Origin of the sequence: Pseudomonas sp. NPDC086278 (genome assembly GCF_050280905.1) — a bacterium.
Taxonomy (GTDB): domain Bacteria; phylum Pseudomonadota; class Gammaproteobacteria; order Pseudomonadales; family Pseudomonadaceae; genus Aquipseudomonas.
Genome location: NZ_JBNNWE010000009.1, coordinates 1 through 15810, shown reverse-complemented (window position 1 = coordinate 15810; position 15810 = coordinate 1). Strand labels below are relative to the sequence as shown.

The following is a 15810-nucleotide window of genomic DNA, read 5'->3' as shown; positions in this document are numbered from 1 at the left end:
GCCATCGGTTTTTTATTCTGAAAAAAGTCGCTGCTTTATTGTTATTTCGACTGTTTCGTTCCCATTTTCATTGGGCGTGCAACCGTCTAAACCGCGGGAGGTGAAACCTTTTATTTCTGAAGGCGCAACCCGCACGCGCCATCATTGCAACCGCAGCACCAAACGACGTGCAACCACCCTGTAACAACGTGCGTCACCGAAGTGCACACTGCTGGTGCGCAACTGCTACAACCCGCACCATTACAGGCTAGTCGCAATGCCGAAAAGCGCCGCTTTCAGCAACAAAATTCAACAATCAAATCACGATCCGCAAGCACTGGCCTGCGTGATACAGCGAAAACCCGGCCTCATACAAGCAACTGCGCAGGCCAACACCCGCCAATGGCTGCATCGGCGCGAACGGAATCGGTAGCGCCTGAGGATTTCCGTTACACAAATAATCGGCAAAGGCTTTACCGACGACCGTACCGGTGGTCACCCCCCGACCGTTATAACCGGTGACTGCCACTAAACCGGGCGCCGGCTCGAACAGACGCATCAAATGGTCCGGGGTAAAGGCGATGCAACCAGTCCAGGTGCACTCCCATTCCACGGATTTGAGGTACGGAAAGTAATGCCGCTGAACCCGGTCGGCCCAGGCTTTCAGGAACCAGGCCGGTTTCTGATTGCCATTGCCGAGACTGCCCAGGAGTAACCGGCCATCCTGATCACGACGAATGCTGCTGAGCACCTGACGGGTATCCCAGGAACCCTGGCCACCGGGCAGAATTTGCTGCGCGGCGTCTTCGGTCAACGGGACCGAGGCCACCTGATAGTAATAACCGGGGAAGAAATTGCGCCTTAATTCGGTCCAGTCGCCTTCGGTGTAGGCGTTGGAGGCGATGACGACTTTCTCGGCCAGGACCGAACCCTGAGCGGTCTGGACCGACCACTTCTGACCCTGTCGCTCGAGTCTTGTCACCGGGGAATGATCGAACAACTGACCGCCGAGGCCGATGGCCGCTTTGGCCAGCCCCGTGGTGTACGCCATCGGGTTGATCGTGCCTGCACGCTTGTCGAGCAGCGCGGCAGCGATTTTTTTGGTCCCGGTGGCTTGCTCGCAGGCTTGCCCGGTCAGCAGTTCGACCGGCGCCCCGCGCCGTTTCCATTGTTCTTCACGACTGCGCAAATCCGCTTCGCCACGGGCGTTGTGCGCCATGTGCAGCGTGCCTTCGCGGCGCAGTTGGCAATCGATGTTGTACTTGTCCACAAGGCTGAACACCAGGGCCGGCGCCGCACCGAGCATGCGGTTGAGCTGACTGCCGACCGCTTCGCCGAACCCGGCTTCGATTTCGTCCGGGGGAATCCACATGCCGGCGTTGACCAGCCCGACGTTGCGCCCGGAACCGCCATGGCCGGCGCGATGGGCTTCCAGCACACAAACCGTCTTGCCTTGCTCCAGCAGATGCACGGCCGCCGACAGCCCGGTGAAACCAGCGCCGATGACACAGACATCAACCGTTACTTCGCCCTTCAGCGCCGCGTTATCGGGCCTTTGTGGCGTCAGTTTTTCCCACAGACACTCTTCGCGTAACGGCATTGCCAGACTCCATCTGAAACCTAACCAACACACCATTTAATTGTGGGGGCCTTAGGTGGTGAGGGGCTTGCCCCCCCACCACATAAGCTCACTCCTGCAAGGGGATCACTGTTCGACTGAGACTCAGTCGAACGTAATACCCTGCGCCAATGGCAACTCCAGCGAATAGTTCACGGTGTTGGTCTGGCGGCGCATGTAGCCGCGCCATGCGTCGGAGCCCGACTCACGACCACCGCCGGTTTCCTTCTCACCGCCAAACGCGCCGCCGATTTCTGCGCCGCTCGGGCCGATGTTGACGTTGGCGATGCCGCAGTCGCTGCCGACCGCCGACATGAACTGCTCGGCTTCCCGCACGTCAGTGGTGAAGATGCACGAGGACAAGCCTTGTGGCACGGCGTTGTTCAGGCGCAGGGCTTCGTCGAAGTCCTTGTAACCGATCACGTAGAGAATCGGCGCGAAGGTTTCGTGGCAGACCACTTCGCTTTGCTCCGGCATCTCGACGATGGCCGGTGCGACGTAGTAGGCATTCGGGAATTTGTCTTCCAGTTGACGCTTGCCGCCGAACACCCGACCGCCCTGGCTCAAGGCCTGCTCCAGCGCGTCCTGCATGTTTTCGAAGCTGTTTTTGTCGATCAGCGGACCGATCAGGTTGCCTTCCAGCGGATGGCCGATGCGCACTTTGGAATACGCGGCTTTGAGGCGGGTGACGATTTCTTCCTTCACCGACTCGTGAGCGATCAGGCGACGCAGGGTGGTGCAACGCTGACCGGCGGTGCCGACGGCGCTGAACAGAATCGCGCGAACGGCCATGTCGAGGTCGGCGCTTGGGCCGAGGATCATCGCGTTGTTGCCGCCCAGTTCCAGAATGCTGCGGGCAAAACGTGCAGCGATTTTCGGCGCCACTTCACGGCCCATGCGGGTGCTGCCGGTGGCGCTGATCAGCGCGACACGCGGGTCATCGACCAGCGCTTCGCCGGCATCGCGGCCGCCGATGATCACTTGGCTCAGGTGTGGAGGCGCGTCGCTGAAGTTTTTCAGTACGCGATCGAACAATGCCTGGCAGGCCAGCGCGGTCAGCGGGGTTTTCTCGGACGGTTTCCAGATCACCGGGTTGCCGCAGACCAGCGCCAGCGTGGTGTTCCAGGCCCAGACCGCGACCGGGAAGTTGAACGCGCTGATCACGCCGACAACGCCCAGCGGGTGCCAGGTTTCGCGCATGTGGTGGCCAGGACGCTCGGAGGCGATGGTCAAACCGTACAACTGGCGGGACAGGCCGACTGCGAAGTCGCAGATGTCGATCATTTCCTGAACTTCACCCAGGCCTTCCTGGGTGATCTTGCCGGCTTCCCACGAAACCAGTTCGCCGAGGTCTGCCTTGTATTCGCGCAGGATGTCGCCCAGTTGCCGCACCAGTTCGCCACGGCGCGGGGCCGGGACCTTGCGCCACAGTTCGAACGCATGATCTGCACGACTGATGTGCTGCTCGACTTCAGCGGCGCCTTCCCAGTTCACGGCAGCGATCTGGCTGCCATCGATCGGCGAATGCACCGGCACTTTGCCGTTCTGGTACAGGGCCGGGTTCACACCAAGACGATCAAGCAATGCGGCAACCATGGGTCACTCCTCAAGCAAAAAACAGAAAACGTGCAGCCGGAAATTCACGGCTGATCAGACCTGTAGTTTTAGCTCGCCCGAGGTTACCCAACAAACGACCTTTAAGAGAGATATCATTCCGTTTATTCATGCTTTGAATAGCTGGCAGTAAAAGCAACAAGAAAAAGGACCCGTCCATGCTGAATAAACGCTACTTGCCCTCGATCACCGCGCTGCAGTGTTTCGAGGCCGTGACCCGGCATTTGAGCTTCACCCGGGCCGCCGAAGAGCTGAACCTGACCCAAAGCGCTGTCAGCAAACAGGTCGCGCAACTCGAAGAGTTGTTGCAGCACCTGCTGTTCCGCCGCGTGCGCCGACGCCTGCAAATGACCCCGGCCGGTGATTTGTACCTGGTGGAAGTCAGAAAAATCCTCACTCAGGTCGAGATGTCGACCCATTACCTGCGCTCCTACGGCGGCGAGACCGAAGTCCTGCGGGTTTCAACGCCGCCGACGTTCGGAGCCCGCTGGCTGGTGCCACGCCTGAAAGGCTGGCGCCTGCGCCATCCGTCGATTCACCTGGACCTGTGCAGCGAGCAGGAGGCCGACGATCTGCTGCAAGGTCGCAGCGACCTGGCGTTCTACTTTGGCCAAGGCTCGCGCCCCGGCACCGAATGCCTGAAATTGTTCGGCGAAGAGCTTGTGCCTGTGTGCGCACCGGGCAGCCTGCCGGACACACCGTTCACCGATCCGACGCAGCTCGCCGAGCTGGTCCTGCTGCAGAACGCCTCGCGCCCCCAGGCCTGGCATGACTGGTTCGACAGTCAGGGCTACCACACCGAACACAGTTATCACGGCCCGCGCTTCGAAACCTTTTACATGTGCATCCGCGCCGCGCAAGTCGGCTGCGGCGTCGCGCTGTTGCCACGGTTTCTGGTGGAAGAGGAATTGGCCGACGGCAAACTGGTCATACCCTGGCAGCACGCGATGCCCAGCTCCGACGCCTATTACCTGGCGTATCCGGAGCATTCGGCGGAAGTGCCCAAGGTCCGCGATTTTGTGAAGTGGATGCTGGAGCAGATTGATAGCCCGGAGGCGCCGCACATCTAGGGTCGCATGCAGTACCTGTGGGAGCGGGCTTGCTCGCGAAAGCGCTGGGTCAGTCAATATTGATGGTGAATGGTAAACCGCATTCGCGAGCAAGCCCGCTCCCACAGGGATTTGCCTGGTTTAAAAAATTGCTGGCAATCCCCACCGCTGATATGCGCCACTAGCCCATTCATTGAAACTGCTGCAACGTCGCGTCCACGGGCTGCGACCGCCTGGAGAACCCCGTTATGAGCGAGAGTGTGTTTGCCGATCGCATCGTGCAGAACCTGCTCGACACCGACTTCTACAAACTGACGATGATGCAGGCGGTGCTGCACAACTACCCGAACGTAGAAGTGGAATGGGAGTTTCGTTGCCGTAACAGCGAGGACTTACGCCCTTACCTGGCGGAGATCCGTTATCAGATCGAGCGTCTTGCCGAGCTGAGCCTGAGCGCCGATCAGTTGAATTTCATGGAGCGCATCAGCTTCATGAAGCCGGATTTCCTGCGTTTTCTGGGGTTGTTTCGCTTCAACCTGCGCTATGTTCACACCGGCATCGAAAACGGCGAGCTGTACATCCGGCTGCGCGGACCGTGGCTGCACGTGATCCTGTTCGAAGTGCCGCTATTGTCCATCGTCAGCGAAGTACGCAACCGCTATCGCTACCGCGAAGTCGTTCTGGAACAGGCCCGCGAGCAGCTCTACCGCAAGTTCGACTGGCTGACCGCCAACGCCAGCAGCGAGGAATTGTCCGAATTGCAGGTCGCCGATTTCGGCACCCGTCGGCGCTTTTCGTACCGGGTGCAGGAAGAAGTGGTGAACGTGCTCAAGCACGATTTCCCCGGGCGGTTCGTCGGCACCAGCAACGTGCACCTGTCACGGGAGCTGGACATGAAACCCTTGGGCACCATGGCCCACGAATGGATCATGGCGCACCAGCAACTCGGCCCGCGGCTGATCGACAGCCAGATTGCCGCCCTCGATTGCTGGGTTCGCGAGTATCGCGGCCTGCTGGGCATCGCCCTTACCGATTGCATTACCACCGACGCCTTTCTCAACGATTTCGACCTGTACTTCGCCAAGCTCTTCGACGGCTTGCGCCACGACTCCGGTGACCCGGTGCTGTGGGCGGAAAAAGCCATCGCCCATTACCACAAGCTCGGCATCGACCCGATGAGCAAGACGCTGGTGTTCTCCGACAGCCTCACGCTGCCCAAGTCGCTGGAGATATTCCGTGCGCTTCGCGGTCGGATCAATGTCAGTTTCGGTATCGGGACTAACCTGACCTGCGATATCCCGGGTGTCGAACCGATGAGCATCGTGCTTAAAATGGCCGCCTGCAACGGCCAGCCCGTGGCAAAGATTTCCGATGAGCCTGGCAAGACGCACTGCAAAGATCCGAATTTCGTCGCCTATTTGCGACATGTTTTCAAAGTACCTGCCGCCCCATCCGACGCATCCAGCCCATCTAGCAAGGAGTGAATTCATGCAAGCCGTACAGCGTGAGATTGCTGAACAGCTCAAGGTCCAGCCGCCGTTCGCCGACCATTCCGCCCTTGCGGCCGAGGTCGCCCGGCGCATCACCTTCATTCAGGATTGCCTGGTCAACGCCGGCCTCAAGACGCTGGTGCTTGGCATCAGCGGTGGCGTCGACTCCCTGACCGCCGGCCTGCTGGCCCAGCGCGCCATGCGCGAACTGCGGACCCGCACCGGCGACAATGGCTACAAGTTCATCGCCGTGCGCCTGCCGTACGAAACGCAGTTCGATGAACACGATGCTCAGGCTTCGGTGGATTTCATTGCCCCGGACGAACGCCACACCGTGAACATCGGCCCGGCGGTCAAAGCCCTGGCCAATGAAGTGGCGGCGTTCGAAGGCAAGCACGCGGTCTCGGTGGATTTCGTGTTGGGCAACACCAAGGCGCGGATGCGCATGGTCGCCCAGTACACCATCGCCGGCGCCGCGCATGGTTTGGTGATCGGCACCGACCACGCGGCGGAAGCGGTCATGGGTTTCTTCACCAAGTTTGGTGACGGCGCCTGCGACCTGGCTCCGCTGAGCGGCCTGGTGAAAAACCAGGTTCGGGCGATTGCTCGCAGCTTCGGTGCGCCGGAGTCGCTGGTGGAAAAAATCCCCACCGCCGACCTCGAAGACCTGTCGCCGGGCAAACCGGACGAAGCGTCCCACGGCGTGACGTATGCCGAGATTGATGCCTTCCTGCACGGCGAACCGGTGCGCGAGGAAGCGTTCAAGATTATCTGTGACACGTACAACAAGACTCATCACAAGCGCGAGATGCCGTTCGCGCCTTGACGCCGTTGGCGCCTGTACTGACGCCATCGCGAGCAAGCTCGCTCCCACAGGGTTTTGTGCCGTTCACAGGACCAATGTGGGAGCGCGATGGCGCTCCGCTGAAGAACGATGACTCAGTCAATGTCAGGCACAAAAAAAGCGTCCCAAGTGGACGCTTTTTTCATGCGCTTGAATCGATTACTTCAGGGTAACCGTGCCTTTCATCATGGAGATGTGGCCCGGGAACGAGCAGAAGAAACCGTAGCTTTCACCCGCCGCCAGCTTCGACACGTCGAAGGTCACCGAATCTTTTTCGCCAGCACCGATGATTTTGGTGTGGGCGATGATGCGTGCGTCGCCATCCGGCAGGTAGTTTTTGTCGATGCCTGCGGCCAGGCCAGCAGTGGCAATCGGCTGCATGTCCGCCTCTTTACTCAGCACCCAGTTATGGCCCATGACGTTTTTCGGCAGGCTGCCGGAGTGGGTCAACTCGACGGTGAAGGTCTTGCAGCTCTTGTCGATTTCAATGGCCTTGGTGTTGAAGGACATCTGGTCAGTGGAGTCGACAGTAGTCTTGCATTCCGCGGCCATCAATTGACTGCTGGCCAGTGTCAGCAGGGATACCGCAACAAGTTTGGCAAACATGGTGAATCTCCAAGGCAGGGTTAACAGAAGTGCGAATGGACAGAAGACTGCCTGAAAACTTCGCAAGTTCCTATGACCTGAGTCAAAAATTGTATACAACTTTCGCGCTATGACACCCATCGAAACAATCTACCAGCCAGACGTCTGGCCCGGCCCTATGATCAGGCCGTTCTCACTCATCTGGAGCGTCCGTCATGTTCATGAACAGTCTTTTGTGCAGTTTGCTCGCCGCTTATGCCTGTGGCGCCAGCGGCAGCTGTGAAACACCCGAACGCGAAGTTTAGCCCTTGGAGCGCACGGCGCCTGCCTTTACTCTGTGGCCATCCTGACCGTGGAGTAAGGCATGTCTTTAGCATCCGTTTGTGTATTTTGCGGTGCCAGCACCGGCACCCACCCCGCTTATCGCGAAGCGGCAGTCGCCCTCGGACAAGCCTTGGCGATGCGCAAGCTGACCCTGGTGTATGGCGGCGGTGCCGTCGGACTGATGGGCATCGTCGCCGATGCGGCACTGGCGGCGGGCGGTGAAGTGATCGGGATCATCCCGCAAAGCCTCAAGGACAAGGAAATCGCTCACAACGGCCTGACCCGGCTGGAAGTGGTCGATGGCATGCACGCGCGAAAGGCCCGAATGGCCGAGCTCAGCGACGCGTTTATCGCGCTGCCCGGTGGTCTGGGCACGCTGGAAGAATTGTTCGAAGTCTGGACCTGGGGCCAGCTCGGCTACCACGGTAAACCGCTCGGGTTGCTGGAAGTGAACGGTTTCTACAGCAAATTGACCGGTTTTCTTGATCATATCGTCGGCGAAGGCTTCGTTCGCGAACCGCACCGTGACATGCTGCAAGTGAGCGACTCGCCGCAAACCCTGCTCGATGCACTGGACGCCTGGCAACCCTCGGTCGTACCAAAATGGACCGAGCAAAAACCCAGCTAACGGCTCGGCACCGATACAGGGCAGAATATGCGCCGCTCAACCTCACCTTCGACCCCAGAGGATCGCCCATGGCTAAACCCAATTATTCCTTCGCCAAACGTCAGAGAGACTTGGCCAAGGAGCAGAAGAAAGAGGAAAAGCTTCAGCGCAAGAAAGCTACAGCTGAAGAAGAAGCCGCCGCACTGAACCCGGAAACAGACGGTGAAGTGGCCGCAGAAAGTGATGTTGAAGCACCGAAAGATCAGGCGCCCGACGCCTGAGACCCTCAGGGCCCGATGATCTGATCAGGCCCACCGGATCTGTGTCCAGGGTCAGCAGTCACGCTGCTGACCCTCACAGTCCCCTCTGAAAAATCCATCCCGAAACAACTGCACATTCCCTTGTGGGAGCGGGCTTGCTCGCGAAAGCGGTCTGTCAGTCACATTGATATTGGATGTGCCGCCGCTTTCGCGAGCAAGCCCGCTCCCACAATTTGATCATTGTCAGTTCAATGGCATCACGGTGACGCGGACTTCAGGGTCATGATTACCGCCCCCCAGAATCACCCCTCGCAATGGCGAAACATCGGAAAAGTCCCGGCCCCAGGCCAGGGTGATGTGCTCCAGTGCCGGCTGCACATTGTTGGTCGGATCGAAATCGACCCAGCCCAGCGCCGGGCAGTACACCGACACCCAGGCATGGGAGGCGTCGGCGCCGATCAGGCGCGGCTGCCCCGGTGGTGGCTGCGTCAGCAAGTAGCCGCTGATATAACGCGCCGCCAATCCACGAGAGCGCACACACGCCAGCATCAAGTGCGCAAAGTCCTGACACACGCCGCGCCGCCGCTCCAGCACTTCCACCAGCGGCGTCGCCACTTGCGTGGCTTCGGCATCGAAGGTGAATTCGCTGAAAATCTTTTCCATCAACGCCTGAACGCCCAGCAGCAACGGACGACCCGCCGGAAAGCAGCTTTCGGAGAATTCGACAAAGTTGCGTTTCAAGTGCACGTAAGGCGATTCGAAGCGGTAACGGCAAGCTTCCAGGATCTCGGCGGACAGCGGCTGACTGCTGTAGGTCAGCGCGTGGCGGGTGTCTTCCCAGGCCGGCGACTGATTGAAATCCAGCGCGGGCCGCGCCAGCACCTCGATTGTGAGGCTGGCGTTGACCAGCAACTCATCGTGCGGACGCTCGAAAGCCAGCCGCGTCAGCGGGTTGCCGAACACATCCAGTTCATCCCGGCGCGCGGTCGGGTCCGGGCTGATCTGCAATTGCGCAGCGGTGCAACGCTGCCAGCTGCAAGGCCGAGGCCACAGGTGTGCAAGCTGTTGGGCCAGTGAAACCGGGCTGTCGTAGTGATAGTGAGTGTCGTGAAGAATCTGGTAACGGGCGTTCATCAGACGGACACCGTGCGCTGGCTGACATCATCCACATGGGCGAAATGACGCAGGGCCAGACGATCCGACACTTGTCCGCTGGCGTCGGCGATCTCTTGCAGCAGATCGGCCAGACCGTCGATGGCGGCACGCACGCTGGTGTCGCCGAACAACGAATTCTCCAGGCAGCCCAGATCAAATTGCGCCAGCCGCTCGACCAAGCGCGGCAGTCCGGCTTCGCGCGGCGCGCCGAAGTCGTCGTTGAGGCGTTTCAGGGTGCGGGTCACCAGTTTCAATTGGAACAGCACCGCGTGCGGGTTCTGCTCATCAAGCAACAGCAAATCCAGCACCGGAATCAATTGCGCCACCGCCAGGTAGCGCGAACGGTAGGTGATGCTGCTGTTGCCCAGTTCCAGCAGCCATTCCAGCCCGGCCTGATCAAACGCGCCGGCACCGCGCAGAAACGCCGCCAGACTGCTGCTGAGAAATTGCAGGCGCTCGATCCGCCGACCGATCATCAAGAAGCGCCAGCCTTCGTCCCGGGTCATGTCGTCCAGAGCGAAACCCGACAGCGCCGCCAGGGACATCACCAGGCGGTTGAGGAAATCCAGCAGCTCGCCGAAGTCCGGCTCTTCGGTCTCCAGCTCAATCGCTTCACGCTGCAACTCCACCAGTGCCTGCCAGTTTTCTCGCGACAGCTTGCCGCGCACCTGCGAGGCCGCCCACTGCAAACGTTGCAGGTTGGAGCGCAGGCTGAACGACCAGTCGTCGCCGAGCAATGCCGCCAACAGGCGTTCCGGCAATTCGCCCTCATCGGGCAGCAACATCAACCGCTCGCCAAGGTCGACCGCTGCTTGCAGGGCTTGCGGATCATCGCCATCGACATAACGCGCGAGCATGATCCGCAGCAGCCGTGCGCTGTCGTCGCAACGCTCGCAGTAACGGCCGAACCAGAACAGATTCTCCACCACCCGCGATGGCAGGTACGGGTCGCGCCGGACCAGATCGTGGACGCCGATCGTACGCTGGGTTTTCCATTGCTCGCCGCTGGGCGCGCGTTCACCGAGCACCCACGTGTCCTTGCTCGCGCCACCACGTTGCATCGACACCACTTCGGCATCAGCTTCGGCGGCGACCCGGGTCAGGGCACCGGGCAACACCCGATAACCGTCGCGACTGGCCACCGCGTACACACGCATGCCGATGGCGCGCGGCTGGAGTTGGCCGTCTTCAGCCTGCCAGATCGGCGCCTGGGACAGCTGCGCCAGTTCTTGCGCCACATAGGCGTAAGGCCGCGCCTGCATGCGCCGGGCCAGCGCCTGCCGCTGTTGTTCACTCAAGTCCCGGCCGAACACCGGTGCGAAGCTTTGCGACGGGAACGCCGGTTTGATGAGCAATTCCGGCAATTTCTCCAACGCCTGCGCCAGCACCGGCGCCTCGCCGCACCACCAGGTGGCGATGGAGGGCAGGATCAATTCTTCACCAAACAGAAACTGGTTGATCCTCGGCAAAAAGCCGAGCAACCCCGGCGATTCCAGCACGCCGCTGCCGAGTGCATTGGCCACCAGCACCCGGCCCTGACGCACGGCTTCGAGCAGGCCCGGCACCCCCAGCGCAGAGTCGGTACGCAGCTCCAGCGGATCGCAGAAGTCATCGTCGAGCCGACGCATGATCGCGTGCACCCGGCGCAAGCCGCTGAGGGTTTTCAGGTACACCGTGGCATCGCGAACGGTCAGGTCGCCGCCCTCCACCAGCGGATAACCGAGCTGGCGCGCCAGATACAGATGCTCGAAATAGCTTTCGTTGAATCGCCCCGGCGTCAGCAACACGATCAGCGGCGCTTCGTCATCGCACGGCGCCTGACGCGCCAGGGTTTCTTGAAGCGTGCGGAAAAACCCGGCCATGTGTTGCACTTTCAAATCGCGGTACAACTCGGGGAACGCGCGGGACACGATGGTGCGGTTTTCCAGCGCATAACCGGCACCGGATGGCGCCTGAGTCCGGTCCGCCGTCACCCACCAGCGACCGTCGGGCGTGCGCGCCAGGTCCACCGCGTACAGGTGCAGAAAGGCACCGTCTGGCGGCGAAATGCCCTGGCACGGCCAAAGGAAGTTGTTGTGGCCAAACACCAGTTCCGCCGGCAGCAGCCCTTCGGCAATCAGGCGTTGCGGGCCATACAAGTCCGCCAGAACGGCATTGAGCAAACGTGCGCGCTGGGCAATCCCGGCCGATAACTGCGCCCACTCATCGGCGGCAATCACATGCGGCAGCAGGTCCAGCTCCCACGGCCGATCAGCGCCCTTGGGGTCGGCGTAGACGTTGTAGGTCACGCCGTTTTCCTGGATCTGCCGGGACAGCAGCGCCTGACGCTGCACCAATTGCGTTGGCGTGCTGCGTTGCAATTGGTCGAACAACCGGCGCCAGTGCGGGCGCACGGCGCCGCTGTCGTCGAGCAGTTCGTGATAAGTGCCCGCCGTCAGCGGGTAGCGGTCAAGCAGGTCAGGCATGGAAAGCTCGGCAGACAGCAAAGAACGGTCAGACTAACGCAGGCTCATGACGCCCGGATATACGAAAAATCCGAGCGTCGTGTAAGGCTTAGAAACGTCGCAAATCGAGTGTCATCGGCAGCTCGTCGTTAATGTCCAGTATCGGTATCGGAAGTTTCCCCGGGCTGTGTCCGATGCGGAAGAAACGCGCCATACGCCGGCTCTCGGCCTCATTGGCATTCACTGGCAAGCTGTCGTAGTTGCGCCCGCCCGGATGGGCGACGTGGTACTGACAACCGCCCAGCGAGCGCTGCATCCAGGTGTCGAGCAGGTCGAACACCAACGGCGCATGGACCGGGATCGTCGGTTGCAAGCAGTTGGCGGGTTGCCAGGCGCGGAAACGCACGCCGGCGACAAACTCGCCGACCCGGCCGGTCGGTTGCAACGGCACCGGCACGCCATTGCACGTCAGCAAATAACGCTGCGGCGGCAGGCCGGTGACCTTGACCTGCAAACGTTCCAGTGACGAATCCACGTAACGCACCGTGCCGCCCACCGCACCTTCTTCGCCCAGCACATGCCAAGGCTCCAGCGCCTGACGCACTTCCAGCTCAATACCGCTGACTGCGTAATCCCCCACCTTGGGGAAACGAAACTCCAGGTGCGCCGCGAACCACTCGGCGCGCACCGGGTAACCGGCGGCGTTGAGGTCGACGATAACATCGGCGAAATCCTGCTCGATAAAATGCGGCAACAGGAACCGGTCATGCAGTTCGGTGCCCCAGCGCGCCAGTTTCGGCGGCGCATAAGGTTCGCGCCAGAACCGTGCGACCAGTGCTCGCAGCAGCAACTGCTGGGCCAGGCTCATGCGCGCATGCGGTGGCATTTCAAAAGCACGCAGTTCCAGCAACCCCAGACGCCCGGTCGCGCCGTCCGGCGAATAGAGTTTGTCGATGCAGAATTCAGCGCGGTGGGTGTTGCCGGTGACGTCGATCAGCAGGTTGCGCAGTAGCCGATCCACCAACCACGGCGCGCACTCCTCGCCCGGTTCGGGCATTTGCGCAAAAGCGATTTCCAGTTCGTACAACGCATCGTTGCGTGCCTCGTCGACACGCGGCGCCTGGGACGTCGGGCCAATGAACAACCCGGAAAACAGGTACGACAGCGACGGGTGGTTGTGCCAATAACTGATCAGGCTGCGCAGCAGATCGGGGCGTCGCAGAAACGGCGAATCCGCTGGTGTCGCGCCGCCCAGGACGAAGTGGTTACCGCCGCCGGTGCCGGTGTGGCGGCCGTCGATCATGAATTTTTCAGTGGTCAGTCGGGTTTGCCGTGCCTCTTCGTAGAGAAACTCAGTGCGTTCGACCAACTCGTCCCACGTCGCGGACGGTTGCACGTTGACCTCGATCACGCCGGGGTCCGGGGTGATCCGGAAGTTGTTCAGGCGCGGATCGCTCGGCGGTTCGTAGCCCTCCAGCAACACCGGGCAATGCAGCTCCTGAGCCGTGGCCTCGATGGCGGTGACCAGTTCCAGATAATCTTCGACCCGCTCCAGCGGTGGCATGAACAGGTACAACCGCCCTTCTCGCGCCTCGGCGCAAAACGCGGTGCGCGTCAGCCAGTCGGCGGATTCGTCGACTTTCGGTTCGCGCTCAATCGCCTCGGCCGGCGTGCCGGGACTGTTCAACGCGATGGTGTCAGGCAGTATCGGGAAGTCCTGATTCGGATCGTTGGGATGAATGAACGGATACTCCGCCGCCTTCACCCAAGGCTGCGAACCCAGCGGCAGGCGATAGCCGAGCGGCGAATCCCCCGGCACCAGTCGGCAATGCTCTTCACGCAGATACCAGCGACCGCTCTGCCACTGATCCCCCTTGGCGGTGCGCGCCAGTGGCAGCACCTGGCCGATGACTTTATCCAGCCCTTGGCTGAAGACTTTACGCAGGCGCGCACGCTCCAGCGGTTCGTCCAGGCGTGAATCTTCGGCGCTGACGTTCTGCGGCAACGTGCCTTCGCGCCAGAGGTAATAGAAATTGTCTTCGTAGGCCGGGAACACAAAGCGTGTCGGAATTTTCAGGCGCTCGGCGACACTCGCCAGAAAACGCCCGGCCAGCTCGCCATCGGCACCGTAGTCTTCCTGCTCATCGGCGATCAACGCGCTGTTGTGCCAGATCGGCACGCCATCGCGGCGCCAGTAGCAATTGAGCGACCAGCGCGGCAGTTGCTCACCGGGGTACCACTTGCCCTGGCCAAAATGCACCAGGCCTTTGGGCGCGTAGTGTTTGCGCAGGCGCTGGAACAGTTCGGCGGACAGCCGGCGCTTGTCCGGACCGAGCGCGGCGGTGTTCCATTCTTCACCGTCCGGGTCGTCGATGGAGACGAACGTCGGCTCGCCGCCCATGGTCAGGCGCACGTCGTCTTCCAGCAAATCGGCATCGATCTGCCGACCCAGCGCCTGAATCGCCAGCCACTGGTCTTCGGTGTAGGGCTTGGTGACGCGCGGCGCCTCCCAGATCCGCTCCACCGACATCTCGTGGGTGAATTCGCACTCGCACGGTTCCACCAGGCCGCTGATCGGTGCCGCAGAGCCCGGATCGGGGCTGCACGCCAACGGAATGTGTCCTTCACCGGCAAACAGCCCTGAGGTCGCGTCCAGGCCGATCCACCCGGCACCGGGCAAATAGACCTCGCACCAGGCGTGCAAGTCGGTGAAGTCGATGTCAGTGCCGGAGGGACCGTCGAGGCTTTTGACGTCGGCGGTGAGCTGAATCAGGTAGCCGGAGACAAACCGCGCCGCCAGTCCGAGGTTGCGCAGCAATTGCACCAGCAGCCACGCCGAGTCGCGGCAGGAGCCGGAGGCATGTTCGAGGGTGTGTTCGGGCGTCTGCACGCCCGGCTCCATGCGGATCAGGTAGCCGATGTCCTCGCTCAGGCGCTGGTTGAGCGCCACCAGGAAATCCACGCTCGGCAACGGCGTGCGGTCGATGCCGTGCAGATAGGCCTGGAATTTCGGGGTCAGGGGCAAGGTTTCAAGATAGGGCGCCAGTTCCTTGCGCTCGTCAGCGGCGTAGGTGAACGGGATTTTTTCCGCGTAGGGCTCAAGGAAAAAGTCGAACGGATTGAAAACCGCCATCTCCGCCAGCAGATCGACTTCGATCCGCAGCTCATCGGTTTTTTCCGGGAACACCAACCGCGCCAGGTAGTTACCCTGCGGGTCCTGCTGCCAGTTGATGAAGTGCTGCTCGGGCGAGACTTTCAGCGCATAGGACAAAATCCGCGTGCGACTGTGAGCGGCCGGGCGCAGACGAACGATCTGTGGCCCCAACTCGACAGCGCGGTCGTAGCGGTAATGCGTGACGTGGTGCAATGCGACATGTATCGACACGGCGTGCCTCCTGCGAGCCTTGAGCGTATTCGAAAGCGCGCAAGACTTATGCCATCCAACGGCGCTGGCGCTTTCTTCGGTTGCTTGACGCAGTACAGCACCAAAACCGGGCGGCGAGGGAAATTGGTTTGGGCAGTTGCACGCAAATGTGGCGATCGAGGTCGCGGTCATCGGAATTTGCTGCGACTGGACGGGCCTCTTCGCGAGCAAGCCCGCTCCCACAAGGAAGCGCATTCCTGTGTGGGAGTGGGCCGCTTCGCGAGCGAGCACGCTTCCACAGGGGATCTGTGGTGGATGCATGATTTGTGAACAACAGCGATCAAATGTGGGAGCAACTGTCTTAACCCTGCCATTCGTCATCGCCATTCGGTGCCGTCGCGCAGCATGGCATTCAGCCGGATCAACAGTATCCGCATGCAGGCGATCAGCGCGACTTTCGCGCTCTTGCCTCGCTCC

11 protein-coding genes and 1 pseudogene are annotated in these 15810 nt (G+C 61.1%); 5 read left to right on the top strand and 7 right to left on the bottom strand.

Annotated elements, in window-relative coordinates; translation table 11 throughout:
• Window positions 1-295: 295 nt before the first annotated feature.
• Together amaA and amaB are read right to left on the bottom strand one after the other, a co-directional pair.
• The gene (gene amaA, locus ACQKP4_RS04625) at window positions 296-1579 is read right to left on the bottom strand and encodes an L-pipecolate oxidase (RefSeq protein WP_427630850.1); all 1284 of its coding nucleotides are present in this window, start codon (window positions 1577-1579) and stop codon (window positions 296-298) included.
• A gap of 123 nt (window positions 1580-1702) precedes the next feature.
• On the bottom strand, window positions 1703-3193 hold the full coding sequence (gene amaB / locus ACQKP4_RS04620; RefSeq protein ID WP_427630848.1) for an L-piperidine-6-carboxylate dehydrogenase: 1491 nt from the start codon (window positions 3191-3193) through the stop codon (window positions 1703-1705).
• Between the two features lie 176 nt (window positions 3194-3369).
• Between amaB and ACQKP4_RS04615 the strand changes: the two genes are divergently transcribed.
• The 3 genes from ACQKP4_RS04615 to nadE all read left to right on the top strand — a co-directional run bounded on the left by ACQKP4_RS04615 (window position 3370) and on the right by nadE (window position 6576).
• On the top strand, window positions 3370-4281 hold the full coding sequence (locus ACQKP4_RS04615; RefSeq protein ID WP_427630846.1) for a LysR family transcriptional regulator: 912 nt from the start codon (window positions 3370-3372) through the stop codon (window positions 4279-4281).
• A gap of 227 nt (window positions 4282-4508) precedes the next feature.
• Window positions 4509-5744, top strand: a complete 1236-nt coding sequence (pncB, locus tag ACQKP4_RS04610) for a nicotinate phosphoribosyltransferase (protein ID WP_427630844.1) — start codon at window positions 4509-4511, stop codon at window positions 5742-5744.
• A 4-nt stretch (window positions 5745-5748) separates the two neighbouring features.
• Entirely contained in the window at window positions 5749-6576 is an 828-nt protein-coding gene (gene nadE, locus ACQKP4_RS04605) for an ammonia-dependent NAD(+) synthetase (protein WP_427630842.1), read from the top strand.
• A gap of 177 nt (window positions 6577-6753) precedes the next feature.
• Here nadE and azu read toward each other — a convergent pair whose 3' ends face one another.
• A complete protein-coding gene (gene azu, locus ACQKP4_RS04600; protein WP_427630841.1) occupies window positions 6754-7200 on the bottom strand; it encodes an azurin in 447 nt (148 codons plus the stop codon).
• Window positions 7201-7543: 343 nt separating this feature from the next.
• Between azu and ACQKP4_RS04595 the strand changes: the two genes are divergently transcribed.
• Window positions 7544-8131 (top strand): TIGR00730 family Rossman fold protein, encoded by a 588-nt coding sequence (locus ACQKP4_RS04595; RefSeq protein WP_427630839.1) that lies wholly within the window; start codon window positions 7544-7546, stop codon window positions 8129-8131.
• Between the two features lie 68 nt (window positions 8132-8199).
• On the top strand, window positions 8200-8391 hold the full coding sequence (locus tag ACQKP4_RS04590) for a hypothetical protein (protein WP_017336270.1): 192 nt from the start codon (window positions 8200-8202) through the stop codon (window positions 8389-8391).
• Window positions 8392-8613: 222 nt separating this feature from the next.
• Here the strand turns inward: ACQKP4_RS04590 and ACQKP4_RS04585 are convergent, their stop codons facing one another.
• The 4 genes and pseudogenes from ACQKP4_RS04585 to ACQKP4_RS04570 form a co-directional block, all read right to left on the bottom strand.
• Window positions 8614-9504 (bottom strand): transglutaminase family protein, encoded by an 891-nt coding sequence (locus tag ACQKP4_RS04585; RefSeq protein WP_427630837.1) that lies wholly within the window; start codon window positions 9502-9504, stop codon window positions 8614-8616.
• Window positions 9504-11990 carry a circularly permuted type 2 ATP-grasp protein gene (locus ACQKP4_RS04580; RefSeq protein WP_427630835.1) on the bottom strand — a complete coding sequence of 829 codons (2487 nt, stop codon included), beginning with the start codon at window positions 11988-11990 and terminating at the stop codon, window positions 9504-9506. Before ACQKP4_RS04580 ends, ACQKP4_RS04585 begins: the two co-directional genes overlap by 1 nt.
• A gap of 88 nt (window positions 11991-12078) precedes the next feature.
• Window positions 12079-15354 carry a DUF2126 domain-containing protein gene (locus ACQKP4_RS04575; protein ID WP_427630833.1) on the bottom strand — a complete coding sequence of 1092 codons (3276 nt, stop codon included), beginning with the start codon at window positions 15352-15354 and terminating at the stop codon, window positions 12079-12081.
• Window positions 15355-15710: 356 nt separating this feature from the next.
• Window positions 15711-15810 (bottom strand): annotated as a pseudogene (locus tag ACQKP4_RS04570) (IS110 family transposase); the annotation flags it as partial.

Excerpts from the sequence above, each read along its gene's own strand:
- amaA (WP_427630850.1), bottom strand. The coding sequence starts at position 1,579 with ATGCCGTTACGCGAAGAGTGTCTGTGGGAAAAACTGACGCCACAAAGG.
- amaB (WP_427630848.1), bottom strand. The coding sequence starts at position 3,193 with ATGGTTGCCGCATTGCTTGATCGTCTTGGTGTGAACCCGGCCCTGTAC.
- ACQKP4_RS04615 (WP_427630846.1), top strand. The coding sequence starts at position 3,370 with ATGCTGAATAAACGCTACTTGCCCTCGATCACCGCGCTGCAGTGTTTC.
- pncB (WP_427630844.1), top strand. The coding sequence starts at position 4,509 with ATGAGCGAGAGTGTGTTTGCCGATCGCATCGTGCAGAACCTGCTCGAC.
- nadE (WP_427630842.1), top strand. The coding sequence starts at position 5,749 with ATGCAAGCCGTACAGCGTGAGATTGCTGAACAGCTCAAGGTCCAGCCG.
- azu (WP_427630841.1), bottom strand. The coding sequence starts at position 7,200 with ATGTTTGCCAAACTTGTTGCGGTATCCCTGCTGACACTGGCCAGCAGT.
- ACQKP4_RS04595 (WP_427630839.1), top strand. The coding sequence starts at position 7,544 with ATGTCTTTAGCATCCGTTTGTGTATTTTGCGGTGCCAGCACCGGCACC.
- ACQKP4_RS04590 (WP_017336270.1), top strand. The coding sequence starts at position 8,200 with ATGGCTAAACCCAATTATTCCTTCGCCAAACGTCAGAGAGACTTGGCC.
- ACQKP4_RS04585 (WP_427630837.1), bottom strand. The coding sequence starts at position 9,504 with ATGAACGCCCGTTACCAGATTCTTCACGACACTCACTATCACTACGAC.
- ACQKP4_RS04580 (WP_427630835.1), bottom strand. The coding sequence starts at position 11,990 with ATGCCTGACCTGCTTGACCGCTACCCGCTGACGGCGGGCACTTATCAC.